Raw genomic sequence first — 25272 nt, forward strand, 5'->3', positions numbered from 1 at the left:
CCCACATGACCGAGTCGGGCCTCTTCATCACCCTCGAAGGCGGAGACGGCTCGGGCAAGAGCACCCAAATGGGTGCCCTCACCGAGTGGCTGCAGCAGAAAGGCCGCACCGTCGTGCAGTCGCGCGAACCGGGGGGCACTGACCTCGGGCTCGAGCTGCGCGAGATCGTGCTGCACCGTCGCGGTGATATCGCTCCGCGATCCGAAGCGCTGCTCTATGCGGCCGACCGTGCCCACCACGTCGCCACGGTGGTGCGCCCAGCCCTCGACCGCGGCGAGGTCGTGATTCAAGACCGCTACCTCGACTCGTCGGTCGCCTACCAGGGCGCCGGGCGAGTTCTCGACCCCGACGAAGTGCGCGACCTCTCGCTCTGGGCCACCGAGGGTCTGCTGCCGCACCTCACCGTGCTGCTCGATCTCGACCCCGCTGTCGGCCGCGAACGGCTCGAAGCCAGCCGCACGCGCTACGACCGGCTCGAGTCGGCCCCAGACGACTTCCACGAGCGCGTGCGCCGGGCATACCTCGCACTTGCCGCAGCCGAGCCGACGCGGTTTCTCGTGCTCGACGCAACTCGCCCGGTCGACGAGCTGCAGGCGAGCATCCGCGACCGAGTGTCGCACCTGCTCGGCTAAGGTGACCGCATGACCGCGTGGGACGAGCTGACCGGTCAGCAGTCGGCGATCGACGCCTTGCGCGAGGCCGCGGCCGACCCCGAGGCGATGACGCACTCGTGGCTCATCACAGGGCCGCCGGGGTCGGGGCGCTCGAATCTCGCCTTCGCATTCGCGACGACCCTGCTGCAGGGCGACAGCACCGGCGCTGATGCCGAGCACACGGCCGCCCTCGTCGCGGCGCGAACGCACCCCGACCTCGCGGTGCTCGCCACCGACCGGGTGATCATCTCGATCGACGAAGTGCGCCAGCTGGTCTCGCACAGCCAATACTCACCGAGCATCGCGCCCTACCGCGTGATCGTCATCGAAGACGCCGACCGCATGACAGAGCGCACCTCGAATGTGCTGCTAAAGGCGCTCGAAGAGCCGCCGCCGCGCACCGTCTGGGTGCTGTGCGCGCCGAGCGCCGCCGACCTCATTCCCACCATCCGCTCGCGCGTGCGCACCGTGCGGCTGCGGGTGCCAAGCGTCACCGAGGTCGCCGAACTGCTCGAGCGCCGAGACGGTATCGAGCCGGCGCTCGCCGAGCGGGCCGCTCGTGAAGCGCAGACTCACATCGGCATGGCCTTACGGTTGGCGACCGATGCCGATGCCCGCGAGCGACGAGCGCGAACCCTCGCCCTGGCGCTGGGGGTGAACAGTGTGAGCGGCGCGGTGCTGGCGGCTGAGCAACTGGTGGCGATCGCCACTGACGATGCCAAGGCCCTCACGGCTGATCGCGAAGAAGAAGAGCGCGCGGCCGCACTGCGCTCACTCGGCGTCGAGCCCGGTGGGGCAGTGCCCGCGGCGTTGCGCGCCAGCCTCAAAGCTCTCGAAGAAGACCAGAAGCGAAGGGCGACGCGCTCGGTGCGCGATGGCATTGATCGCGTGCTCGTCGACCTCATGTCGCTCTACCGCGACCTCGCACTGCTGCAGCTCGGTGCCGGCCTCGACCTGGTCAACGAGTCGATCCGCGGCGACCTCGAGGTGGCGTCGCGCGAGAGCAGCGCGCAGCAGTCGCTCGCCGCCCTCGATGCGATCGCGCTCGCCCGCCGACGCATCGAAGGCAACGTGCCGCCGACGCTCGCACTCGAAGCCATGCTCATCTCGGCGAGCGGCCGCGCACCGACGCTAGGCTCCATGTCGTGAATCGACGAACCAGGGGCAGCGGTCGCGCCGTCCTCGCCTCTCTCGTGCTCGTGCCCGCGCTGCTGCTGAGCGGCTGCGTGCCCTCGTGGCTGCAAGAACTCGTCTCGGGCGGCACCGTCTCGACTCCCACGGGCGAAGAGGTCGCCGAAGAGCTTCGCCCGTACTACCACCAGGTGCTCACCTGGTCGGGGTGCGGCGGAGGGGCCCAGTGCGCCACGGCCATCGCCCCGCTCGACTGGAACAACCCCGGCGAGGGCGACGACATCGAACTCGCCATGGTGCGACACCCTGCGAGCGGCGGTCAGGCTCAGGGCTCTCTGTTCATCAACCCGGGCGGGCCGGGGGCCTCGGGCTTCGACTTCGTTCGCGAGAGCGTCGACTTCGCCGTGAGCACCGACCTGCAGCGCGCCTTCGGCATCGTGGGCTGGGACCCACGCGGCGTCGGCCGGTCGAGCGCCGTCACGTGCTACACCGACGCGGCCGACATGGACGACTTCATCTACGGCATTCCCGAGGCGGAGTTCGGCACCCCCGAGTGGGAGGCCGAGGTGACCGAGAGCTCGATCGCCTTCGCCGAGGCCTGCGCTGAGAACACCGGCCCGCTGCTCGGTTTCGTCGACACCAACAGCACGGTGCGCGATCTCGACATGATGAGGGCGATTGTGGGGGATGCCCAGCTCAACTACTTCGGATACTCCTACGGCACCGACATCGGTGCCCGCTACGCCGACCGTTTTCCCGACAAGGTCGGGCGCCTGGTGCTCGATGGTGCCACCGACCCGACGGCCAGCACCTTCGACGTGGTGCTCGCCCAGTCAGAAGGCTTCGAGAATGCGTTGATCGCATACCTGGTGGCGTGCCCCGAGCTCGGCAGTTGCCCGTTCCCCGGCACCGTCGATGAGAGTCTCGCGCTCATCAGCGAGCTCTATGAGCGTCTGGGCACCGACCCCATCAGGGCGACTGATGGCCGCTACTTCGACGGCGCGGTGCTCGATATCGCGATCGCGACCGCGCTCTACGACCGCGGCTCGTGGTCGTTCTTGAGCGAGATGTTCACCGAACTGCGCACGGGCGTGGTCGAGACCGGCTTCTTCTTGGCCGACTTCTACTACGGGCGCGAGAACGGCGAGTACATCGACAACTCGCTCGAAGCCTTCATCGCGATCAACTGCCTCGACTATCCGGCAGAGACCGACCGCGAGGTCATCGCTGCGCAGAACGAGCAGATCAGGGCCGTGGCGCCGACGACGACGGGCGAGGCGTCACCGCTCGGCGACGTGCTGTGCGCCAACTGGCCGCACCAGTTCGACGGCGAGCTCGGGCCGGTCAGCGGCACGGGGGCCGCCCCGATTCTCGTGATCGGCACAACGGGCGACCCGGCCACGCCGTACCAGTGGGCCGTGGCGCTCGCGGGCCAGCTCGAGAGCGGCGTGCTCTTGACCTGGGTGGGAGAGGGGCACATCGCCTACGACGAGGGCGACCCGTGCATCAACGATGTCGTCGACGCCTACTTCATCACTGGTGCGGTGCCGCACGACGGTCTCGTCTGCGACCCCGACGGTCCGTAATCGCGCACGAGGCAGCCTGCAGAGAACGAAGGGGGCACCATGTCGACGAATGACGCGCCTGCTGACTCGGCCGCGCCACCAGCGCCGTCAGCGCCCTTCGCGGTCGTCGCGCTCGCGCTCGCGGTGGCGCCGCTCGCTCTGCTGCTGATTCCGTTGCCCGGCATGGGCCTGCCGGCGGCGATCGTCATCGGCGCAGCGATGGTGCTCGCGATCATCGCTCTCGACCGGGCGACGCACGCCGGCACAGGGCGAGCACTCGCAGTTGTCGCGCTCACGCTGTCGGTCGTCACCGGCGTGGCGTCGACGGCAGCAGGTCTCGCCTCGACACTGCCGACGGCGTTCGAGGCAGTCAGCGAGCGCTTCGACAGGCAGGGCATCGACATCGTGGGTGCGGGCGCCGAGCCCGCCACGCAGTCGCCCGCAGCTCAGATCTCGGCCATCTGGGTGGTCGACGAGTTCTTGCACCACTGCGGGGTGGGCCACTTGCACGCTGCCCCCTCGGGCGACGATGAGCGTGTCTTCGTCGTCGGTCAACGACCGGTGTCGACCGATCGCTTCGACTTCACGGTGACCGTGATCGCCGCGACCTGGAGTTGGACGGGGTCTGCCCGCGGCGACGCTCCGGCAGGCGGGCAGGCCATGTCTGGTCGCGAGAGCAATCCGCACGGTTGCGCCGACATCGTCATCGATGCCGAGACCGGCGATCGCATCGTCGACGGCGTCGGTGCCGCGGGAGGTCCCGGTGACGCTGCTGCACCGGAGGGCGAGGTCGCGTTCTGGGATCTCGAGGTGGGAATGTGCCTCAACGACGAGAACCTCGACGAGACCGTGTCGACCATCCCCCTCGTCGACTGCGATCAGCCGCACGACAGCGAGGTGTACGCGATCGTCACACTGCCCTCGGGCCCGTACCCGGGCGACGACGAGGTCAACGTGCTCGCCGATGAGGCGTGCCTCGACGCCTTCGAGCCCTACGTCGGCACGTCGTACCAGCGCTCGCTGTACTACTACGCCTACTACTGGCCAGACAAGCGCAACTACGCCTACGGCAATCGCGACGTCATCTGCGTCTTGTTCGACCCCGAGGGGCCGATCGTCGGCACTCTGCGCGGCTCGGGCTTGTGAGCCTCGGGGCTGTGAGCTGTGACGCGCGCGCAGGTGCGGCTGTGATCGGCTAAGCTTTCTCACCGTGCCGCGGCTCGCCGCGTGCGCCGCCTTAGCTCAGTCGGCAGAGCGTCTCACTCGTAATGAGAAGGTCGTGGGTTCGATTCCCACAGGCGGCTCTGATCCTCTCCCCCTCACTTGCGCTGTGTGCGAGCCGCGCCCAGCGTGACGCGATGCGTCACGCCCACAGGCGGCTCTCTGACCCCGTCTTCGGCGACGACAGTGGCCGAAAGTGGCAAGAGGCGTGAAACTTTCCGGCACTGATGCCACGTTCCGCGACTGTCACGCGCGGCGTCAGCCGCCCGCCGCGGCCACGCGCATGACCGCCGGCTTGCGGAACGCGAAACCCTCGGGCTCGGTCGCATCGACCACCCTCAAGCGCCCGAGTCGATCCCAGAGCGCGGTGATGGCGCCGGTCGTCTGAGCTCGTGCGAGGTGCAATCCCAAGCACGCGTGCACGCCGAACGAGAACGACAGCGAGCGCGAAGCGTTAGGCCGCGTGATGTCGAAGCGCAGCGGGTCGTCGAAGTGGGCAGGGTCGCGGTTGGCGGCGAGCACGCTTACCCCGACGAACTCGTGCTCGGGCAACTCGACACCTCCGATGGTGACAGGCTCGGCCGTCCATCGCTCGATGAACGAGACGGGTGGAATGAGGCGCCGTGCTTCTTCTTGCGCTCCGCTGAGCAGGGTGCGATCATCCATCGCCGCCGCTTCCTGATCAGGATGCTCGGCCAGCAGATACAGCGTGTTCATCACCGACGCCTGAATGGTCTCGATAGCGCCGAACAGCACGACGCGCAGCTGGGCCGCGAGCTCGTCGTCGCTGAGCCCGTGCGAGTCGTCGCCCGCGACCTGCGAGGTGAGCGAGTGCGTGGGGGTGCGGCGAGCGGCGGCGAGCTCGTCGAGCAGCAGGGCGGTGAGCTCGCCGCGAGCGGCGTCGGCGCGGCGCATCGGCTCGGGGTCTCCGGTGTACTCCATGGCGCCGGCGAAGTCGCTGTAGAAGCCGTCGATGCGCTCGGTGTCGTCGAGCGAGAGCCCGAGCAGCTCGCCCGCCATGAGCACGGCGAAGGGGGAGGCGAAGCGAGTGCCGAGGTTCCACGGCTCGTGGGCGTCGCCCTCGATGGCGTCGATCAGTCGGTGGGCGAGCGCGGTGATGCGCTCGCCGTAGCGTGCCTCGATGTCGCGGTTGCGAAAGGGGGCCTCGAATGGCCGACGCTGCGCGTCATGCGACTCGCCGTCGCTCGTGAGCATCATCGGACCGAGCGAGTTGCGCACCATGTTCTGCTCGACTTCGACCGTCATGGGTGCCGTGGGGTTCAGCACCTCGCGCGCGGCGTCGCGACTGGTGACGAGCCAGCCGCCGAGCTCGGGCATCCAGGTGACCGGTTCTGCCTCGCGCAGTTCGTCGAGTCGGTGCTCGCGGCCGGCGAGCGAGAGGTCGTCGATCGTGAGTCGCGCCCCGAGCGGAAACCGTGCCTGCCGCTCGGCGTCGAGGTCGGTGCCGACATCGGCCTGAGTGATGACCATGCGAACTCCTTCGTACGCGAACGATCTCAGACTATGGGTGCGGTGTGCCCGGCGCTAGACTGTGGCCGCTGTTCGAGCACAACTCGGCTGAGGGGCAGTTGCCTTGAGGTTCCGAGAGCAGCACGTGTCTGAAAAACACTCTGGTGAGGCGGTTCGATTCCGCACAACAGACGTGTCCGCGCCGGCTCTCTTCGGAGAAGATTTGGGGAGGCCTTGCGGTCGCGACGTCGGTTCGCCGACGAGGGCGACCCCGTCACCTCAAGGACGCCGAGCGCGGGCACGTCGCCCCGAACGAAGAGGTCAGTATGTCGTGGAGTGTCATGACGCCGGATGCCACTGTGGTCACCGCGGGTCGATGGGTCGTGGTCGCGCCGTGGGCGAAAGCCGTGGTCGTGCGAGATGGGGTTCACACGTCGACCGAGGGGCCGGGCCGCTACCGTCGGCGTCGACGGTCGACGTGGCACGTGCTCGACCTGAGGCCCCGCGTGCTCGTCATTCCGACGCAAGAAGTGCTGACGGCCGATGGCGTGCAGGTTCGCCTCTCGCTCGTCGCTACCGCCCAGGTCATCGATCCGGTCGCGTGGATCTTCGCCTCTGCCTCGCCGTTCGAGACGATCTACGCCGCTCTGCAGGTGGCTCTGCGCAACCGTGTGGCGAACCTCGAACTTGCGGCGATCGCCCAGAGCAGAAGCACTCTGCTCGACGGTGCCGATGACGAACTCGCCCCCACTCTGGCTGAGCTGGGTGCGACGGTCACGGGCATCACTCTCAAAGATGTCACGCTGCCGATGGAGGTGCGGGAAGCCATCGCCGAGACGGCCCTCGCCCGTCAACGGGGTCTGGCCGAGCTCGAGCGCGCGCGCTCCGAAGCCGCGGCCATGAGGAGTCTGGCGAACACGGCGAAGCTCCTCGCCGATCACCCGGCACTCATGGAGCTGCGGACCCTGAAGGCAGCCGCCGAGGGCGCGAACATCATCATTCACCGCGACGGCGTCGCGCGCCACGACTAGGCGGTCACGCGCGGCGGGCGTGGGATGCTGGGCGCAATGAACGCGAACACCGGCCCGCGCGGCCTCACGCTCGTCGCGATCGCGGCCACTGTCGTCGCCGGCGTCGGCGTCGCCACGCAGAGCCGCATCAACGGCGAACTCGGCCAGCGGCTCGACGACGGCTTCACCGCTGCGCTCATCTCGTTCAGCAGCGGCTGGCTGATTCTGCTGATTGCGCTCGCCTTCTCGCCGAGAGGTCGATCGGGGCTTCGGCGGCTCGCCCTCGAAGTGCGTGAAGGCAGGCTCGCGTGGTGGGTGCTGACCGGTGGGCTTGCCGGGGCGTTCTTCGTGCTCGCGCAGGGCCTCGTTGCCGGCATCATCGGGGTCGCGATCTTCACGATCGCGATCGTCACGGGGCAGACCATCACGGGTCTCGTCGTCGATGCCACGGGTTTCGCCGGAGTACGGCGCACCGCCATCGGCCCCGCGCGGCTTCTCGGCGCCGTGCTCACTGTCGCTGCCGTGGGTGTCGCCGTGCTTCCGCGACTCGGCGGCGACGACTTCGCGGCCGCCGCGATCGTCTTGCCGTTGCTCGCGGGGCTCGCGGTCGGGCTGCAGCAGGGGTTCAACGGGCGGGTGCGCACCGAGTCGCGGTCGGCGCTCGCGGCGACGACCGTCAACTTCACCGTCGGCACAGCGGCACTCGCCGTGGCGACGGCGGTGCACCTGGCGATCTCAGGCTTGCCCGAGGCTTTGCCGAGCAACCCGTTGCTCTACCTCGGCGGCGCGGTGGGCACGATCTTCATCGCCATTCAGAGCGTGGCCGTCACCCGCATCGGGGTGCTCGTGCTCGGGCTGTGCCTCGTGGCGGGTCAACTGGCGGGCTCGCTGCTGTTCGACGCCGTCGCGCCGCTCGGCCCGAGCTCGACGACGGCGACCGCGATCGCCGTGGTGCTGGCCTTCGCCGGGGTGCTCGTGGCGAGCATCCGGTGGCCGAAGCGAGACGGTGCGGCTACTCGCTCTCGGGCGTGAAGTCGAGCGCGAGCGAGTTCATGCAGTAGCGATCGCCGGTGGGCGTGCCGAAGCCGTCAGGAAAGACGTGGCCCAGGTGCGAGCCGCACGAGGCGCAGCGCACTTCGGTGCGCACCATGCCGAGCGAGGTGTCTTCAATGAGTTCGACCGCTTCAGGCCGCACCGATTCGTAGAAGCTCGGCCAGCCGCAGCCCGAGTCGAACTTGGTGCCGGCCACGAAGAGTTCGGCGTTGCATGCGCCGCACGTGTAGATGCCGGCGCGGCTCTCGTCGAGCAGCTCACCCGTCCAGGCGCGCTCGGTGCCCGCCTGGCGCAGCACTTGGTAGCGTTCTTCGCCCAGCTCGGCCCGCCACTCTTCTTCGGTCTTCTGCACTTGGTAGCTCTTGCCGTCTGTTGCCGGTGTCTGGCTCATGGCCCCTCACTCCTCGCCCGAGGGCGGTTGGTCTCGCTCCATTAAACTCGCAACCGTGCCCGACTCTTCCCCGATTCGCAAAACCTGGAGCGAGCTCACGGTCGACGAGTTCTACGACATCGCCCGCGTGCGCACCGAGGTGTTCTATCTCGAGCAGCGCATCGACGACATCGAGCTCGACGACGACGACCGACTCGAGTCGACCGAGCACTGGTGCATTCGCGACGATGCGGGGGTGGCGGCCTATCTGCGCGTCATCGTTCGTGAGTCGCCTCGAGAGGGTGATCGGGATGCTCGCCACCTGATCGGCCGCGTCGTCACTCGCGCCGACCGTCGCCGCCAGGGTCTCTCGCGCCGGCTGCTCGACGAGGTGATCGAGCGCCACGGGGCGCACCCGTTGGCGCTGCACGCCCAGGTGGCGGTCATGGCGGTCTATGCGGCCGTCGGGTTCGAGCCGTACGGCGAGCAGTATCTCGAAGCGGGTATTCCGCACATCGGCATGTATCGGCCCTCGCAGGTCTAGCCCTCGCCGACGTGTTAGGTTAGCCTTACTTCATCTACGAAGGTAAGGCTAGCCTTACTCACCATTCTCACTCCAGGAGCCGCTTTGCTCATCGCAGCGCTGCGCCGACGCACCCCCGTGCTCGCGCTTGTCATCGCCCTCTCGACCGCCTTCGCCGTGCTGGCGTCGTCATTGCCGGCGTTCGGCACTGTCGAGCCCGACACCGCGGCCGTTGAGACCCACGAACAACCCACCGACATCGACAGTGAGGCCGCCGACCCCCTCGTCGACGATGCGCCCGTCAGCGATGGCGGGGTCGTCATGAGCGACACGCGGTCGAGCGCTGCTCGACTCGCCCCTGTCGCTGCGGGGGCTCCGACGATCTCGGTGTCGAAGACTGAGGGTCTGGTGTCGGGTGAGGTGATCACGGTGTCGGGTGAGAACTTCGGGCCGGTGCCGCCGGCGACGACGGCGACGCGTTTTCCGCTGGCGGGCTCGTTCGGTGGTGTCTATGTCGTGTTCGGCTCGTATGCCGAGGTGTGGAAGCCCAGTGAGGGTGCCGGCAGTGCTGCGCGCAAGGCGGCTCCTGGTCAGACCCGGTGGGTGGTGAACCCTGAGAACGTGGCCACGATCGGCGGCGCGAACGCTGGCGGTGTCGCGATCGAGGCCGATGGTTCGTTCGAGGTCGAGTTGACGGTGACGGACGAGTTCGTCGGCATGCTCGAGAACGGCCGGCTCGGCGTCTACACCTTCCCCGGCGGGGGAGCGTCGTATGCACCGTTCGAGACCGAGACGCTGCTGGCCTTCGCCCCTCCCGCGCCGACGATCTCGGTGTCGAAGACTGAGGGTCTGGTGGCAGGCGAGGTCATCACGGTGTCTGGTGAGAACTTCGGCCCGGTGCCGCCGGCGACGACGGCGACGCGTTTTCCACTGGCGGGTTCGTTCGGTGGTGTCTATGTCGTGTTCGGCTCGTATGCCGAGGTGTGGAAGCCCAGTGAGGGTGCCGGCAGTGCTGCGCGCAAGGCTGCCCCTGGTCAGACCCGGTGGGTGGTGAACCCTGAGAACGTGGCCACGATCGGCGGCGCGAATGCTGGTGGTGTCGCGATCGAGGCTGATGGTTCGTTCGAGGTCGAGTTGACGGTGACGGACGAGTTCGAGGGCATGCTCGAGAACGGCCGGCTCGGGGTCTACACCTTCCCCGGTGGGGGAGCGTCGTATGCACCATTCGAGACCGCCACGCTCGTCGAGTTCGCAGGCCCGGTGATCGAGCCCGAGCCCGAGCCCGAGCCCGAGGTGACGGTGCCCCCCGCCACGCCCACCCCGAGCGCCGGCACGCTTCGCTGGGGAGTCAAAGAGTCGTTCCGCAACTACGTCACTGGCTCGATCGCACAAGGCACCATTCGTGTCTCTGGCGCCTCGAGCGACGGATCGGTCGTCGTGTTTCCGCAGACCTCTGCCACCGGCGCCACCGACACAATCGCGTACGGCGGCTCTGTGCGCTACAGCGGGCACAGCGGTGCGCTCGATGTGACGATCGCTTCGCCCACCGTGCGCCTCGTCTCGAGCACTCGCGGTGAGCTGGTCGCCACGGTCAACGGCAGCCGCGTCACGCTCGCCACCCTTTCGCTCGCGAACGGCGCTCGTACGGTGCTGCCCGACGGTGCGGTGCGCTACTCGGGCGTGCCCGCTACGCTGACGGCGGCAGGCGCCCCTGCCTTCGCATACGGCGGCACGGCGTTCTACCCGGCCGGCACCGCGCTCGACGCGGTGACCTTCACGATCGGGGCGCCCTCGAGCGCGAGCGGCGCAGCGCGAGTCGTCAGCGCCTACACGGGCTCGAGCATCCCGACCACCCCACCGGCGAGCACCGGCGCCGAGCTGCAGGGCGATGACCCGAACTCCCTGCAGCCGGGCCAGCGCATCACGGTCTCGGCAGGCGGCTTCGCCGCCAACGAGACCGGCATCGCCGTCGTGATCTACAGCGAGCCTCTTGTGCTGAGCCAGTCGGTCACGGCCGATGCGTCGGGCGTCGCGACCTGGACGGGCACCCTGCCTGCCGATCTCGTGGGCGTGCACACGCTGACCCTGCAGGGCAGCGTCGACCGCGGCATCGTGGTCACCATTCGCGAGCTGGCGCAGACCGTCTCGCTGGCCGGTTCGTGTCTCGTGTCGGATGCTGAGCTCGAGTGGGGCTTCAAAGAAGCCTTCCGCGCCTACATCAGCGGCTCGATCGCGAACGGCGAGTGGCAGCTGCTCGAGGGCGCCGAGTACGAGACTCCGAGCTTCGCCTTCGGCGGTGCCGGCGCCATCAACCCCCGCACGGGCGAAGGGCAGTTCGACTTCACCGGCGGCATCCGCTTCACGGGGCACGGCGGCATTCTCGACACCACGGTGTCGAACCCGCGCGTCGTCATGATCGATGGCGACACCGCGCAGCTCGTGCTCGACGTCATCGGCACGACGCAAGACGGTGTGGCGGTCGAGGCCGAGGGTGTGGTCTTCGGCGACATCGACCTCTCGGCCGCAGCGCGATCGGCCGATGACGGAGTGCTGACGATCACGGGTGCCCCTGTGACGCTCACCGCGACGGGTGCCGACGCCTTCGGCACCTACCCCGCAGGCGAAGAGTTCGACCCCATCACGATCACCGGCACGCTCGCCGACGACTGCGGCGACGAGCTCGTCGCCTCGCCCGAAGCGGAGGCACCGGCGACGAGTGATGGCGCGATCGAGTGGTGGGTGTGGGCGCTGCTCATCGCGGCAGTGCTCGCCGTCATCACCGTGGTCATCGTGATGCTGCGGCGCCGCGCCGCGGCCTGACTCGGCTTGCCTCAGCGGTGGAGGCTCGCGCTCGTGCCACAATGCGAACGTGAGCTCCACCGCTGAGGTGTATCGGCGGTTCGCCCGCGATCAGGCGCACCGGTCGAGTTTCGCCGTCTGGGCCGAGACCATCGCCGACGACTCCGACTGCCTCGCGCTCATCGACACGCTCGCCGAAGCCGAGCGCGAGCCCGCGATCGTGCTGTGGGCGGCGCGAGCTGCCGGGCTGCGTGAGAACGGCGAGATTCGCGCGTGGATCGAAGGCGAGTGGGATGCCGTGGCCGAGCTCGCGCACGAGCGCTGCGCGGCGCTCACGGTCGCCCGTCGTGCCGCGCTCGCGACCGCCGGTCAGCTCTCAGGAGCGTAGATCGCTCGCGCCAGTGCATCGAGCACTGCAGGCGTGCGGGGGCCGAAGCTCAGAATCTCACCATCGGCCATGTCGACGAATCGGCGCAGCTCGCCCGCTCGGGTGAGGCCGATCGCGGGCTTCGCGGCGATGAGCGCGTCGACGCCGCCGACGCTCACGAGCCCGCCGGTCATGACGAGGATCAGGTCGGGGTTCGCGGCGACGAGCGCCTCGTCGGTCATCGGCCGCAGGCCCTGCCAGCCGATCTCGCCGGCCACGTCGATGCCGCCGACGGCTTCGATGAGCTCGTCTGCTCCTGACTCTTCGCCGAACAGGTAGTAGATGCCCGAGGTGCCGCGCAGGTAGAGGAACATGATGCGCACGCGGTCGGCGGGGTCGCTCGGGCGGATCGACTCGATCTCGGCGATCACCTCGGCGAGCTCCGACTGCAGGCGTTCGGCGAGCAGGTCTCCGGTCTCGGGCGAGCCGAGAGCCGCCGCCACTTGGCGGGCGAGCTCGCCGGGGGCGGCGAGCCCCGGTTCGGCATCCACGTAGACGACGGTGATGCCGGCCTCGCGCAGTTGCAGCACCACGTCGGTGGGCCCCACCGTGCCGTCGGTGATGACGAGGGTCGGGCGCAGTGCGAGCACGGCCTCGCTGCTGATGGCGTGGCCGCTGCTGGTGACGATGGGCAGGTCGGCCGCCTCGGCGAAGGTCGTCGAGACGTCGCGACCGATGACGTCGTCGCCGAACCCGAGGGCGAACACGGTGGCGGCGATCGAGCCGGCGATGTCGAGGGCGAGGATGCGGCTCGCGTCGGTGACGACCACCTCGCGATCGCCCGCGAGGTCGCGAGAGGTCACCGTGACAGGAAGCGATTGGGGCGGATCGTCGCTCACCGGGGTGATCGAGGCCGAGCCGAGCAGCGCCGTCGACGGCCCCGCGTAGTCGCGGGGCTGCTGCAGCACCTCGAGCTCGCTGAGCGGCACGCGGGGGCTGCTGCTCGTGGGCTCGACGAGCGGCGGCGCGGTCGACACGGCGCACCCGGTGAGCAGTGCCGCGGCGCTCAGCGTGGCGACGAGGCGCAGCAGCGGTCGCCGGTTCGTCGCACGGCGCGGCTGCAGGGTCATGAGGGTCCGGTGGAGTGAGAGAGCGGAAAGGGTTAGGTAAGCCTAACCACAGCGGCTGGATGCGAGGTGCACAGAGGCGCGACCGAGCCCTTCCAGCCTCGCGCAGGCCCCGCGCGCCGCCCAGGGTCGAAGGTCCCGGCGTTCTACCCTGACATCACTATGACGACTCGCCCCGAGGTGCTCGACGACCGCGCTCAGCGCGTGCTCGAGTTCGAGCGCCAGTGGTGGGGTCACAGCGGTGCGAAAGAGCAGCGCATTCGAGCCGAGTTCGGGTGGACTGCGGCCCGCTACTATCAAGTGCTGAACGCCGTGATCGACACCGCCGTCGCCGTGCGGTACGACCCCGTGCTCGTGGGTCGCCTGCGCGAGTTGCGCGATGACCGCGCAGAGCGGCGTCGCACGCGTCGACCCCCCGTCGACGGTGCTGCGTAGCGTCACCGCTCACCGTTCCCCGCTCGAGAGGCGTCACCACGATGGCCGAGTTTGACCCCGATCGCTTCGACGACATCGCCGATGAACCGGGCCGCGTCGGTGCTCACCGTGCGCCTCGACCGCGGGGCCGCGGCTTCGTCATGGTGGCCTGGGCGGCACTCGCGAGCGGCGCACTCGTCGTGGGCGGCCTCTATGGGCTCTCGCTCATCTCTGACAGCGTCTCGTTCGAGATTCCGGGGTTCGTCGCCGAGCCCGAACCAGAGCCCGAGAACACCGACGAGCCCGAGCCCGAGCCGACGGTCGACCCGATCACCGATCCGGCCCTCGCCGACCTTCCCGAAGGGTTCACGATCACCATCCTCAACGGCGCAGGAGTCGACGGCCTCGGCGAGACCGCGCGCGACCTGCTGACGGCGCCCGGATGGCCCGTCGGCACCGTCACGGCGGCCGGCCAAGACGACCTCGCGCAGACGGTCGTCTTCTACTCGACCCCCGACCTCGAAGGCGTCGCCCGCGGCATGGCGGCGCTGCTCGGCGTCGGCGTGGTCGAGATCTCTGACGCCTTCCCCGGGGCGCCGATCACGATCGCGCTGGGCCTCGATTTCGCCGAGATCGCGCCCTGATCGCGCACCTCGATTTCGGGCCTGTTTCGGCTCAGTAACGAGTCATCGACGGAGTGCTTCCGACTCTGGCGCACGGGCTCCTCCGCGAGTACTCTCGCGGAATCCCCCTGCACTTGAGGAGCACCACCATGGCCCACGGAACCGTCAAATGGTTCAACGCCGAGAAGGGTTTCGGCTTCATCACTCTCGACGGCGGCGACGGCGATGTCTTCGTGCACTACAGCGCGATCGACATGCCCGGCTACAAGGTTCTCGACGAGGGCCAAGCGGTCACCTTCGAGATCGGCACCGGCACCAAGGGGCCGCAGGCCGAGGGCGTGCGCCTCGCCTGAGCGAGCATCCATTCGCGGCGGTGACGGATGCTCGGCACGGCGCACCGCCCCCGCAACGTCGTGCGGCGACAGCCGAGCACTACAGTTGCCGTCATGAGCAGGCGACTCGGCCGCGGCGCGGCCCTCGGAGCAACCGCAGCGGCACTCATCGTGCTCGTCGGCTGCACCGCTGACGAGCTGCCGGTGCCCACATCGAGCCCGACGCCCACCTTCGTCTCGAGCTACGAGGCGCCGCCGCCCTTCGACCTCGCCCCGTTGACGGGCGCGGCCGTGCCCGTCGGCAGCCTGACCGCGCCCGCGTTCGCCGCCAAGATCGACAACCACCCGAGCGCTCGGCCGCAGGTCGGTCTCGATCGAGCCGATGTCGTGTGGGAGATCCTCGTCGAAGGCGGGTTGACGCGCTACATCGCGGTCTGGCAGTCAGACATTCCCGACACGATCGGCCCGATCCGCTCGGTGCGGCCCGTCGACCCGGCCGTCGTCTCGCCCCAGGGCGGCATCTTCGCGTTCTCGGGGGGTCAAGACCGGTTCGTGCAGGCCATGCGCCAGGCGCCCGTCTACAGCGCCATCCACGGGCAGCGCGACACCTCAGACACGATGTTCCGCGGGCAGAACGCACCGTCGCCGCACAACGTTCTCGTGCGCGCCGCGCAGATCGTCTCAGAGCAGAGCCAGTTGCCTGCTCCGCCGCAGCAGTTTCCCTTCGCCGAGAGCGTGAGTGCGGCGACGGCGACGAAAGAGGGCGCGCCGACGACGCGCATCGACCTGAGGTTCGGCGGCTCGGCGACACCCGCCTGGGTCTGGAGCGCCGACGCTGAGCGCTGGTTGCGCTACATGACGGGGGGCTCGCCCGATACCGCTCAGGGCGGCGCGCAGTTGTCGGCCGTGAACGTCGTCGTGCTGCGAGTCGACGTGCAGGTCATCCAGAGCATCCCGACCGTGGGATTGATCGGCAGCGGCGAGGCGTGGGTCTCGACCGGCGGCGCGACCGTGCAGGCTACGTGGTCGAAGAGCTCTCTCACCGATCAGATTCGCATTCTCGACGCCAACGGAGTCGCCGTGCGCCTCGCTCCGGGCACCACCTGGGTCGAGCTCGTGCCCGTCAATGGTGCCGTCTCGTTCTCGACGCCCGCCACATAACCGTTCTGGCTTGCACTCGACCCCTCCGAGTGCCAGAATCGTTTAGCACTCACGCTCTGTGAGTGCCAAGAGCTACCGTACGTGAAGCGTCCGGGAGGGACGAGAGACACATGGCTAAGATCATCGCTTTCGACGAAGAGGCCCGTCGCGGCCTCGAGCGCGGCCTCAACATTCTGGCTGACGCCGTCAAGGTCACGCTGGGCCCGCGTGGGCGCAACGTGGTGCTGGAAAAGAAGTGGGGCGCCCCCACCATCACCAACGACGGCGTCTCCATCGCCAAAGAGATCGAACTCGACGACCCGTTCGAGAAGATCGGCGCAGAGCTCGTCAAAGAGGTCGCCAAGAAGACCGACGACGTCGCCGGTGACGGCACGACCACCTCGGTCGTGCTCGCCCAGGCGCTCGTGCGCGAGGGCCTGCGCAACGTCGCCGCTGGCGCCGACCCGATCAGCCTCAAGCGCGGCATCGAGAAGGCCACGCAGGCCGTCTCAGACCAGCTGCTGAAGAACGCCAAAGAGGTCGAGACCAAAGAAGAGATCGCGGCCACCGCGAGCATCTCGGCGGCCGACCCCGAGATCGGCGCGCTGATCGCCGAGGCCATCGACAAGGTGGGCAAAGAGGGCGTCGTCACGGTCGAAGAGTCGAACACCTTCGGCACCGAGCTCGAGCTCACCGAGGGCATGCGCTTCGACAAGGGCTACCTGTCGGCATACTTCGTCACCGACCCTGAGCGCCAGGAGGCGGTCTTCGAAGACCCCTACGTGCTCATCGTCAACGGCAAGATCTCGGCGATCAAAGACCTGCTGCCCGTCGTCGACAAGGTGATCCAGAGCGGCAAGCAGCTGCTCATCATCGCCGAAGACGTCGAGGGCGAGGCTCTGGCCACGCTCGTCGTCAACAAGATTCGCGGCATCTTCAAGTCGGTCGCCGTCAAGGCTCCCGGCTTCGGCGACCGTCGCAAGGCCATGCTGCAAGACATCGCCATTCTCACCGGTGGTCAGGTCATCAGCGAAGAGGTCGGCCTCAAGCTCGAGAACGCCACGCTCGACCTGCTGGGTCGCGCGCGCAAGGTGGTCATCACGAAGGACGAGACGACGATCGTTGAGGGTGCAGGCGACGCCGACGCCATCGCGGGTCGCGTCAAGCAGATTCGTGCCGAGATCGAGAACACTGACTCTGACTACGACCGCGAGAAGCTGCAAGAGCGTCTCGCCAAGCTCGCGGGCGGCGTCGCCGTCATCAAGGCTGGCGCGGCCACCGAGGTCGAGCTCAAGGAGCGCAAGCACCGCATCGAGGATGCCGTTCGCAACGCCAAGGCGGCTGTCGAAGAGGGCATCGTCGCCGGTGGTGGTGTCGCCCTGATCCAGGCCGGCAAGATGGCGTTCGAGTCGAAGGCGCTCACCGACCTCGTCGGTGACGAGGCCACGGGCGCGAACATCGTCAAGGTCGCCATCGACGCTCCGCTCAAGCAGATCGCGCTCAACGCGGGCCTCGAGCCCGGCGTGGTGGCCGACAAGGTGCGCCACCTCGAGGTGGGTCACGGCCTCAACGCCGCCACCGGCGAGTACGTCGACATGCTCGGTGCCGGCATCGCCGACCCGGTGAAGGTGACGCGCTCGGCGCTGCTCAACGCGGCATCGATCGCCGGCCTCTTCCTCACCACCGAGGCGGTCGTGGCCGACAAGCCCGAGAAGAACCCGGCGCCTATGGGCGACCCGAGCGGCGGCATGGACTTCTAAGTCACCAGCCGTCGCCGGTCACCCGGCACGCACGCCCGAACAGGGCGGTTCCGCACAGGAGCCGCCCCGTTCGCGCGTCTGCAGGTTCGCGCCGCTGCACGGTCGCAGCGTGCAGGCATGGCTCGGCCCGCCGTGCGGCTCGGCGAGCGCCATCGACCTGAGAACGGTCAGGCGGCGACAGCGCGCGAGCTGAGCTGCTCGAACACGCGAGTGTTGAAGTCGTAGGCGACGAGCACCTCGTCGATCACCCGGTCGCGCTCATCGGGCACCCACGGCGCCGCGTCGAGCTGCGCGCGGTAGGCGTCTTTGAACGCCGCCGGGTCGGCGATCTGATCGAACAGGTAGAACCCGATGCCGTTCGTCTCGAAGCCGAACTGCCGCGCGACGACACGACCGATGTAGAGGCCGCCCGAGAGGTCGCCGAGGTAGCGCGTGTAGTGGTGGGCGATATACCCGGCCGGCCACTCTGCGGCGACCTCGCGAATGCGAGTGGCGTACTCGCGGGTGGCGGGCATGAGCTCGAGGCGCTCGCGCCAGTCGTCCCCGACCAGGAAGGCGAGGTCGGTCTCGAGTGCCGGCAGTCGGCTGAGCGCGGGGGAGAGGAAGGGAGCCACGAGCGGCACCGCACGCATGGCGGGCTCGACGCCCTCGAGCGCCTCGTAGATCGCCCAGTGCTGCGACACGAGAGCGATGTAGTCGTCGCGCGTCGCGCGACCAGCCATGAGCTCGCCCATGAACGAGGCCCCTTCGCTGTCGCTGTGGCTGTTCGACGTGCGCTCGCGCACGAGGCGCGAGAACGGAACGACGTCGCCAGCGGTACCGGGGGTGCTGCTCATGATCGGGCTCTCCAGAGGTTAGGTGAGCCTAATCTTAGCTAACGAGGGTGCCGCGGGCCAAGAGCGGCCGTGCGCCACTCGGGCGGGTGAGCCTACTCGTGCGGGCGGGGCTCGATGCCGAGCTCGGCGCACGCACGGTCGTAGAGCGCGACGATCTCGCGGCGAATCTCAGGGCGCTCGGTGATGGGCGCCCGCCACTCGACGCGCAGGGGCAGCTCATCATCGTTCTCGCCGCTCGCACTCGTGTAGACCCAGTCGCCGCCGCTCCCGTCGACCCCCACCATGCGAGCGCTCACCGCCAAGGCGTCACCGAACGCTCGAGCGATGAGCAGATTGTCGTCTGCGTGGTCGTCATTCATGTGGTGCAGCACTGCGGCGACGATCGCAGGCTCGAAGGCATGCGGAGTGTCTTGATCGTGATGGGTCACCCTGCAAGCCTAGGGGCGCGGCTCGTGCCCTCACACCGGCAGAGCGACCTCAGCGCACGAACATGCGGGCGGCCTGCTGCTCGACCTCGGCATACCCCTGGCCCGCGTGCATGAGTGCTTCGTTCATCGCGGTGAGCGTCTGCTCGACCCTCTGATACGCGGCCGTCCACTCGCCCAGCAGCGACTGGAACGCCGTCGCAGCGCCACCGCTCCACGCGCTCTGCAAGCCCGAGAGGTTCGCCTGCAGGCCCGCGGCTTCGGCCTGCAGTCGGGCGATCGAGCCGCGTGTCGCCGCGGTGGCCGAGAGTACGGCGTCGCTGTCGACCTGATACCGAGTCATGAGGTGCTCCCTTCGGCCCGAGACGTTCGCTCGAGTGCCGCACGAAGGCTAGGCGCGAGCAGAGGAGCGTGCGGGGGCGCCGGTCGTTGCGCGAGCATCCATCGTCGTTGCCTCGCTGGGGAGGAGAGGAAGCGAGACGCGGAACGTGGCCCCGCCCCCCGGCGTATCGAGCACGTCGACGCGGCCCTTGTGCAGCGCGACGATCGACGAGACGATCGCAAGCCCGAGCCCAGAGCCGCCGGTGTCTCGCGTGCGCGACGAGTCTGCTCTGAAGAACCGCTCGAAGATGCGGTCTTTGAGCTGCGGGGCGATGCCGTCGCCGTGATCGACGACCGCGATCGTCGCCATTCCCGCCTCGGCATCGACACCGACGGCGAGCTCGATCGGCGAGCCGGCAGGAGAGAAGCGAAGAGCGTTGCCGATGAGGTTCGTGATGACCTGGCGAATCTTGTTCTCATCGCCGAGCACGACAGCCGAGAAGCCTGCGGGCGGTGCGCTCTCGATGAGGGGCGCGACCGCGGGCGCGGGTGCGCGTCGAGACCGCAGCGTCCGCAACCGGGCGATCGCCGAGCCCGCGAGTGCGATCGGGCCGCTCGCCGTCGTGGGGGGCCGGATGCTCGCCGCGTGATCTGGCTCGAGCACAGCATCCCCCGCCGCATCATCGTGAGCGGCATCGTCGACGACGACCGACACCTCGCGGTCGGGAGCGCCCGCGCGCGCGTCGAGAGCCGCATCGCGGGCGAGGGGCACGAGATCGACGGAGGTGAGTTCGAGCGGCCGCGACTCATCGAGGCGGGCGAGCTCGAGCAGGTCGCTCACGAGAGCCCCCATGCGAATCGCCTCCTTCTCGATGCGCTCCATGGCCTGGCCCACCTGCTCGTCGCCGGCGAGCGCGCCCATGCGGTAGAGCTCGGCGTAGCCGCGCACCGAGACGAGGGGCGTGCGCAGCTCATGGCTCGCGTCGCCGACGAAGCGGCGCATCTGCGAGATCGTGGCCGCGCGGTCGGCGAAAGCGCGATCGATGCGGCTGAGCATGGCGTTGAGCGAACGGTTGAGCCTGCCGACCTCGGTGTTGGGGGTGGCACCGCTGAGGCGCTGGCTGAAGTCGCCGTCGGCGAACCGGGCGGCCGTGGCCTCGACATCGCGCAGGGGTCGAAAAGTCGAGGTGACCAGCAGCCGGGTGAGGGCGGCGCTCAGAATGACGACGACGAGGCCGAAGCCCAAGAAGATCGACGCGAACGAGCCGATGATGGCGTTCGTGTCGGCGAGGTCTGCGCCGATGATGAGCGTCGCCTGCTGCGACGCGCCGGTCTCGCCGCCCGTCACCTGCAGCGGAAAGGTCACGACCCGCCACTGCGTGGTGCGATCGGCGCTCGTGAGCGTCACCCCGCCCTGCAGTTCAGAGACGTAGTGCAGCGTGAGCCTCGACACGTCGGGAGCCTGCGAGCGGCGACTCTCAGCGAGGTTGTCGTCGATCAGCTCACCCTCAGAGCCGACCGCTCCGAAGTAGAACGGGTTCGAGAAGACCGAGGGCGTCAGCTCGTCGAACGTGTCGAACTCGTCGACCGTGAACGATTCGGGAACATCGTCTGCCGCCTGGCGAATCTGCCGGTCGACCTCATCGATGAGCGTCGTCTGCAGCACCGTCAAGGTTCCGACGCCGACGACGAACAGCCCCAAGGTCACGACGAAGACCGTGACGCCGGTGATCTTCGAGCGGAGAGAGATCGACTCCCACCACTGGGTCAGCTGCTCATGCATGAAGAGCCAAGGTTAGACCTTGGCGGCCTTGAGCATGTAGCCGAAGCCTCGCTTCGTCTGGATCAGCGGCTCGTCCGTGTGGGGGTCGAGCTTGCGCCGGAGGTATGAGATGTAGCTCTCGACGATGCCCGCGTCTCCGTTGAAGTCGTACTCCCAGACGTGGTCAAGAATCTGCGCCTTCGAGAGCACCCGGTTGGGGTTCAGCATGAGGTAGCGCAAGAGCTTGAACTCGGTCGGGCTCAACTCGATGACCTCGTCGCCGACGGTCACCTCGTGCGTGTCCTGGTCCATCGTCAGCCCACCGGCCCGAATGACCGCGTCGTCTTCTTCTTGCATGGTGCGCCGCAGGATGGCCTTGATGCGGGCGACGATCTCGTCGAGGCTGAACGGCTTGGTGACGTAGTCGTCGCCGCCGACCGTGAGCCCCATGATCTTGTCGTCGGTGTCGTCTTTCGCCGTGAGGAAGAGGATCGGGCTCGTGTAGCCGCTCGACCGCAGGCGCTTCGTGACGCCGAACCCGTTGATGTCGGGCAGCATGACGTCGAGGATGATGAGGTCGGGTTCTTCTTCGAGCACCGCCGAGATGGCTTGAGCCCCGTTGCCGACGGCCCGCACGGCAAAACCGGCGAAGCGCAGGCTCGTGGTGAGCAGGTCGCGAATATTGGGCTCGTCGTCGACGATGAGAATCTTCGGTCCGTCAGGCATGACGGTATTCTCTGGGGTTTTAGTGGGAGTTTGCTGAATGCCGAGCGCCTCGCGATGTCACAGCGACGCGGCTCAACGTGCGGGGTGCACGACGTTGCGAAGGGGGCTGCCGGCCGTCAACCGCTCGAGGTTCTCGGCAAGCAGCCGACCGACGCCTTCGGGCCTGCCGCCGGCCGCGTGCGGAGTGAGAATCAGGTTGGGCGCCGACCAGAGAGCTGCGTCTGCGGGCAACGGCTCGGGGTCGGTCACGTCGAGCGCTGCGCCGCCGAGACGGCCGGCCTCGAGCGCATCGACGAGAGCGGCGTGATCAATGGCATCGCCTCGACCGACATTGACGACCCATGCGTGCGAGGGAAGGCGCGAGAGCACTTCTGCATCGACCACCTTCTGGGTCTCGACCGTCGACGGCAAGATGAGCACGAGCACATCGGTCGAGGGCAGTTCGGCCGCCACGGAGTCGGCAGCCACCACCCTGATGCCGTTGTCGACCCTCGCGGTACGAGCCACCCCGGTCACCTCGGCGCCGAGATTCGTGAGCATCGACGCGAGTGTGCGCCCGATCGAACCGAAGCCCCAGATGGTGACCCTGGCGCCTTGCAACGTGGTGAATCGCGCGGGAGCGTCGATCGGTTGAATGCCTCCGAGGCCCGAATCCCATTGACGCGCACCCTGCGCATCGTGTGCTCGGTGCAGCGAGCGCGCGCCCGCCAGCATGAGGGCGAGGGCGTGCTCGGCCACGGGGCGATCGTGCAGGCCGCGCCCGTTGCACACCACGACGCTCTCGTCGAACCCGGCGCGCGCCATGTATTCGTACCCCGCAGAGACGAGTTGCACGAAAGCGAGCGAGTGGAGTCGCTGCGCAGCCTCACGGAGACGGTCCATGGGCATCCCCCAGAGCACGAGAACCGATGCATCGAGCGCGTCGTCGGGCAGTGTGAGGTTCGGGTCGTAGCGAATCACCTCCACGCCATTGGGCATGGCAGTCTCGAGCGCGACGGTGGTCGGAACCAGAATTTTCATGACTCTCCCGTCTCGTGGGGTCGCAGGGCGTCGCGACAGGCGCGCTTCCATCCTAGAATCCGATCGTATTTTTATGCGGGGCGATGACGTGATCGAGGGGTCGAGTCGGCAGGCGGATCCGACCCTGATGCCCATTCTCGGCGCCAATTTGCTCGCAATAGTCGAGCCTACGTGACAATCGCGGCGCCATTGCGAGACTGGGTGTTGACGAATCGCGCGCCATCGTGAATACTCCTGAATACGATCCGATCGGAAGCGGGCGGTGGCTTCCATTGAGCAAAGGAGCTCTGCATGACACAGCACATCGATAGGCGCCTCTTCCTCCAGGCGTCGGGTGCCACGGTTGCCGGTGCCGGACTGCTGGCACTGGCGGCATGCGCACCAGCAACGAACGGACCAGCAGCGAGTGGCCCCTCACGGGTGCGCGTTGCGTGGTGGGGTGGCGATGTTCGCCACGCCAAATTCAATGGAATCTATGACCTCTTCGAGGCGCAGAACGATGGCGTCACGATCGAACGCGAGTTCGCTGACTTCAACTCGTACTTCGAGCGGCTTCCGACCCAGTTCGCCGGCGGCAATGCTCCTGACGTCTTCCACGTCACCGAGCGGCAGGTAGCCGACTACGCGAGCCGTGGCCAGATCGCCGACCTCGAAGCCCTCGCTGACCAGGGGCTCATCGATCTGAGCTACTTCTCACCCCAGTCGCTCGACGCCGGTCGCTATGGCGACCGCCTGGTGATGCTGCTCGTGGGTGCCACCATTCCGGCGACCATGTACAACCAGACGGTCTTCGAGAACGCTGGCGTGGCGACACCTGAGAACGACTGGACCTGGAACGACCTCTACAGTGCGAGCGAGCAGCTGGCCCAGTCGGGCGTGCTGGGCTCGACCTACCAGGCGATCTCCACCCCGCTGTTCGACACCTTCCTCAACCAGAACGGCAAGAGCCTGTTCGCGCCGGATGCATCGCCCGAGCTCAACTTCGCGGCGAGCGACGCCGAAGAGTGGTTCACCCTCTGGAAAGACCTGCAAGACGCGGGGCTGTGCCAGACGGCAGAGTCGTCGGCCGAGCAGCAGGGGGCACCGTTCGAAGACACCTCCTTCGCTCGTGGCGAAGCAGCGATGCACGTGCAGAACTCGAATCAGCTGGTGACCTTCCAGACTGCGATCGGTGCAGAGAACCAGTTGCGCCTCTCTGCCTTCCCCCAGATGGGCGCGCAGCAGCTGTCGCTCGTGATCGGCAGCTACGTGTGCGTCAACGAGGGCTCGCAAGTGAAAGAAGACGCTGCGCGAATCGTCGACTTCTTCGTCAACGACCCTGAAGCGAACCGCATCTTCGGTCTCGAACTGGGCACGCCCGGCAACTCCAACTGGTCAGAGGCCGTCGCCGGTGATCTCGCCGAGGTCGACGGCCGCGTGCTCGAGTTCGCCGACGCTGTCGAGAGCCAGTCGGTGTTCGCCACGCCTCGCCCCGCGGGCAGCGCGCGCGGTGAGTCGCTGCTCATCGAGCTCGGCCTCGCGGTGGGCTTCGGCCAACTCACGGCGGCCGAGGCGGGCAACCGGCTCGTGGACGAGCTCAGCGACTCGATCCAACAGGCGTCGTAGCCCGTCGCTCTATTCTCGGCAGTGCGGGCCCCGCTGGGCGGGGCCCGCTCTGCCCTGACCATACGTCTGAGGGAGACGAGAAACTTCATGGCTACTCAAGCGCCACCGAAACGATCGAGCAAGCGCCCGAGTGAGTATGCGCGCAAAGAAGCTCGAGCTGCGTGGATCATGCTCACTCCTTGGCTGCTCGGCCTCACCCTCATCACGGCGATCCCCATGCTCGCCTCGCTCTACTTGTCGTTCACGAACTATCCGCTGCTCGCGGCGCCTCGCTGGGTCGGCTTCGACAACTATGTGCGGTTGTTCGACGACCCGCGGTTCCTCGCCTCCATCGGCGTGACGTTCCGCTATGTCTTCATCTCGGTGCCTCTGCAGCTGGCCTTCGCACTCGGCCTGGCCCTCTTGCTCAATCGCGGGCTCAGCGGGCTCAAGTTCTACCGCAGCGCGCTCTATCTGCCCTCTCTGCTGGGCGCGAGCGTCACGATCGCCATCTTGTGGCGACAGGTCTTCGGCCAGAACGGCATCTTCAACGACTTCCTGGCTCTGTTCGGCATTCAAGGAATCAGCTGGATCGGCAACCCTGACTGGGCTCTCTCGACGCTCATCGTGCTCAACGTCTGGACATTCGGCTCGCCCATGGTCATCTTCCTGGCCGGGCTTCGCCAGATTCCCAAGGAGTACTACGAAGCGGCATCAGTCGACGGTGCTCCACGAATGTCGCAGTTCTTCCACATCACGCTGCCGTTGCTCACGCCCGTGGTGTTCTTCAACGTCATCTTGCAGTTCATCCACGCCTTCCAGGCCTTCACCCCGTCGTACATCATCAGTGGCGGCAGCGGCGGGCCGGTCGACTCGACGCTGTTCTACACGCTCTACCTGTATCAGCGCGGGTTCACCCAGTTCCAGATGGGCTACGCCTCGGCGATGGCGTGGATCCTGCTGCTCATCATCGGACTCTTCACCGCGGCGAACTTCATCGGCGCGCGGTACTGGGTCTTCTACGGAGACGAGAAGTAAGT

25 protein-coding genes and 1 tRNA gene are annotated in these 25272 nt (G+C 67.8%); 17 read left to right on the forward strand and 9 right to left on the reverse strand.

Going from position 1 to position 25272, the window contains the following annotated elements; genetic code table 11:
* The first annotated feature begins 5 nt into the window (after nucleotides 1–5).
* The 5 genes from tmk to KIT89_RS12135 all read left to right on the forward strand — a co-directional run bounded on the left by tmk (nucleotide 6) and on the right by KIT89_RS12135 (nucleotide 4653).
* Entirely contained in the window at nucleotides 6–632 is a 627-nt protein-coding gene (tmk, locus tag KIT89_RS12115; RefSeq protein WP_297601998.1) for a dTMP kinase, read from the forward strand.
* Nucleotides 633–641: 9 nt separating this feature from the next.
* The gene (locus KIT89_RS12120) at nucleotides 642–1802 is read left to right on the forward strand and encodes a DNA polymerase III subunit delta' (RefSeq protein WP_297602000.1); all 1161 of its coding nucleotides are present in this window, start codon (nucleotides 642–644) and stop codon (nucleotides 1800–1802) included.
* Entirely contained in the window at nucleotides 1799–3370 is a 1572-nt protein-coding gene (locus KIT89_RS12125) for an alpha/beta hydrolase (RefSeq protein ID WP_297602002.1), read from the forward strand. The genes KIT89_RS12120 and KIT89_RS12125 overlap by 4 nt, the downstream gene beginning before the upstream one ends.
* Nucleotides 3371–3409: 39 nt before the next feature.
* Nucleotides 3410–4495 carry a septum formation family protein gene (locus tag KIT89_RS12130; protein ID WP_297602004.1) on the forward strand — a complete coding sequence of 362 codons (1086 nt, stop codon included), beginning with the start codon at nucleotides 3410–3412 and terminating at the stop codon, nucleotides 4493–4495.
* Between the two features lie 85 nt (nucleotides 4496–4580).
* Nucleotides 4581–4653: transfer RNA gene (locus tag KIT89_RS12135), tRNA-Thr, on the forward strand.
* Nucleotides 4654–4828: 175 nt separating this feature from the next.
* Here the strand turns inward: KIT89_RS12135 and KIT89_RS12140 are convergent.
* The gene (locus KIT89_RS12140; protein ID WP_297602005.1) at nucleotides 4829–6061 is read right to left on the reverse strand and encodes a cytochrome P450; all 1233 of its coding nucleotides are present in this window, start codon (nucleotides 6059–6061) and stop codon (nucleotides 4829–4831) included.
* Nucleotides 6062–6366: 305 nt separating this feature from the next.
* Here KIT89_RS12140 and KIT89_RS12145 point away from each other — a divergent pair, with 305 nt between their 5' ends.
* Both KIT89_RS12145 and KIT89_RS12150 read left to right on the forward strand, forming a co-directional pair.
* Complete coding sequence (locus KIT89_RS12145; RefSeq protein ID WP_297602006.1) at nucleotides 6367–7071, forward strand: slipin family protein; 705 nt, start codon at nucleotides 6367–6369, stop codon at nucleotides 7069–7071.
* Nucleotides 7072–7107: 36 nt separating this feature from the next.
* Entirely contained in the window at nucleotides 7108–8082 is a 975-nt protein-coding gene (locus KIT89_RS12150; RefSeq protein WP_297602007.1) for a DMT family transporter, read from the forward strand.
* On the opposite strand, the gene msrB is transcribed toward KIT89_RS12150, so the two are convergent.
* The gene (msrB, locus tag KIT89_RS12155; RefSeq protein ID WP_297602009.1) at nucleotides 8063–8494 is read right to left on the reverse strand and encodes a peptide-methionine (R)-S-oxide reductase MsrB; all 432 of its coding nucleotides are present in this window, start codon (nucleotides 8492–8494) and stop codon (nucleotides 8063–8065) included. The two genes, KIT89_RS12150 and msrB, sit on opposite strands and share 20 nt — an antisense overlap.
* A gap of 55 nt (nucleotides 8495–8549) precedes the next feature.
* On the opposite strand from msrB, the gene KIT89_RS12160 reads away from it, so the two are divergent.
* From KIT89_RS12160 to KIT89_RS12170, 3 genes are all read left to right on the forward strand, one after another.
* Nucleotides 8550–9017 (forward strand): GNAT family N-acetyltransferase, encoded by a 468-nt coding sequence (locus KIT89_RS12160; protein WP_297602011.1) that lies wholly within the window; start codon nucleotides 8550–8552, stop codon nucleotides 9015–9017.
* Between the two features lie 84 nt (nucleotides 9018–9101).
* Nucleotides 9102–11816 carry an HtaA domain-containing protein gene (locus KIT89_RS12165; protein ID WP_297602013.1) on the forward strand — a complete coding sequence of 905 codons (2715 nt, stop codon included), beginning with the start codon at nucleotides 9102–9104 and terminating at the stop codon, nucleotides 11814–11816.
* Between the two features lie 49 nt (nucleotides 11817–11865).
* Nucleotides 11866–12183 carry a hypothetical protein gene (locus tag KIT89_RS12170; RefSeq protein ID WP_297602016.1) on the forward strand — a complete coding sequence of 106 codons (318 nt, stop codon included), beginning with the start codon at nucleotides 11866–11868 and terminating at the stop codon, nucleotides 12181–12183.
* Here KIT89_RS12170 and KIT89_RS12175 read toward each other — a convergent pair.
* A complete protein-coding gene (locus KIT89_RS12175; RefSeq protein ID WP_297602017.1) occupies nucleotides 12165–13292 on the reverse strand; it encodes a hemin ABC transporter substrate-binding protein in 1128 nt (375 codons plus the stop codon). The two genes, KIT89_RS12170 and KIT89_RS12175, sit on opposite strands and share 19 nt — an antisense overlap.
* A 159-nt stretch (nucleotides 13293–13451) precedes the next feature.
* Here KIT89_RS12175 and KIT89_RS12180 point away from each other — a divergent pair, with 159 nt between their 5' ends.
* The 5 genes from KIT89_RS12180 (at nucleotide 13452) to groL (ending at nucleotide 17558) form a co-directional block, all read left to right on the forward strand.
* Nucleotides 13452–13724: a DUF3263 domain-containing protein gene (locus KIT89_RS12180; protein WP_297602019.1), complete on the forward strand. Its 273-nt coding sequence runs from the start codon at nucleotides 13452–13454 to the stop codon at nucleotides 13722–13724.
* Between the two features lie 41 nt (nucleotides 13725–13765).
* On the forward strand, nucleotides 13766–14347 hold the full coding sequence (locus KIT89_RS12185) for a LytR C-terminal domain-containing protein (RefSeq protein WP_297602021.1): 582 nt from the start codon (nucleotides 13766–13768) through the stop codon (nucleotides 14345–14347).
* Nucleotides 14348–14475: 128 nt separating this feature from the next.
* Entirely contained in the window at nucleotides 14476–14679 is a 204-nt protein-coding gene (locus tag KIT89_RS12190; RefSeq protein ID WP_297602023.1) for a cold-shock protein, read from the forward strand.
* 93 nt (nucleotides 14680–14772) lie between these two features.
* Complete coding sequence (locus KIT89_RS12195) at nucleotides 14773–15819, forward strand: DUF3048 domain-containing protein (RefSeq protein ID WP_297602025.1); 1047 nt, start codon at nucleotides 14773–14775, stop codon at nucleotides 15817–15819.
* Nucleotides 15820–15929: 110 nt separating this feature from the next.
* Entirely contained in the window at nucleotides 15930–17558 is a 1629-nt protein-coding gene (groL, locus tag KIT89_RS12200; RefSeq protein WP_297602027.1) for a chaperonin GroEL, read from the forward strand.
* A 167-nt stretch (nucleotides 17559–17725) separates the two neighbouring features.
* Here groL and KIT89_RS12205 read toward each other — a convergent pair whose 3' ends face one another.
* The 6 genes from KIT89_RS12205 to KIT89_RS12230 form a co-directional block, all read right to left on the reverse strand.
* A complete protein-coding gene (locus KIT89_RS12205) occupies nucleotides 17726–18394 on the reverse strand; it encodes a heme oxygenase (biliverdin-producing) (protein WP_297602030.1) in 669 nt (222 codons plus the stop codon).
* Nucleotides 18395–18486: 92 nt separating this feature from the next.
* Nucleotides 18487–18822 carry a DUF2470 domain-containing protein gene (locus KIT89_RS12210; RefSeq protein WP_367275874.1) on the reverse strand — a complete coding sequence of 112 codons (336 nt, stop codon included), beginning with the start codon at nucleotides 18820–18822 and terminating at the stop codon, nucleotides 18487–18489.
* A gap of 49 nt (nucleotides 18823–18871) precedes the next feature.
* Complete coding sequence (locus KIT89_RS12215; protein ID WP_297602031.1) at nucleotides 18872–19162, reverse strand: WXG100 family type VII secretion target; 291 nt, start codon at nucleotides 19160–19162, stop codon at nucleotides 18872–18874.
* Between the two features lie 48 nt (nucleotides 19163–19210).
* Nucleotides 19211–20923 carry a cell wall metabolism sensor histidine kinase WalK gene (locus KIT89_RS12220; protein WP_297602033.1) on the reverse strand — a complete coding sequence of 571 codons (1713 nt, stop codon included), beginning with the start codon at nucleotides 20921–20923 and terminating at the stop codon, nucleotides 19211–19213.
* 12 nt (nucleotides 20924–20935) lie between these two features.
* Nucleotides 20936–21628, reverse strand: coding sequence for a response regulator transcription factor (locus tag KIT89_RS12225; protein WP_297602035.1), 693 nt, complete (start codon nucleotides 21626–21628; stop codon nucleotides 20936–20938).
* A gap of 72 nt (nucleotides 21629–21700) precedes the next feature.
* A complete protein-coding gene (locus KIT89_RS12230) occupies nucleotides 21701–22648 on the reverse strand; it encodes an NAD(P)-dependent oxidoreductase (protein WP_297602037.1) in 948 nt (315 codons plus the stop codon).
* Between the two features lie 291 nt (nucleotides 22649–22939).
* Between KIT89_RS12230 and KIT89_RS12235 the strand changes: the two genes are divergently transcribed.
* The gene (locus KIT89_RS12235) at nucleotides 22940–24253 is read left to right on the forward strand and encodes an extracellular solute-binding protein (RefSeq protein ID WP_297602039.1); all 1314 of its coding nucleotides are present in this window, start codon (nucleotides 22940–22942) and stop codon (nucleotides 24251–24253) included.
* An 87-nt stretch (nucleotides 24254–24340) separates the two neighbouring features.
* A complete protein-coding gene (locus tag KIT89_RS12240) occupies nucleotides 24341–25270 on the forward strand; it encodes a carbohydrate ABC transporter permease (RefSeq protein WP_297602041.1) in 930 nt (309 codons plus the stop codon).
* Nucleotides 25271–25272 lie beyond the last annotated feature (2 nt).

Origin of the sequence: Microcella sp. (assembly GCF_025808395.1) — a bacterium.
In the GTDB taxonomy this organism is placed as follows: Bacteria; Actinomycetota; Actinomycetes; order Actinomycetales; family Microbacteriaceae; genus Microcella.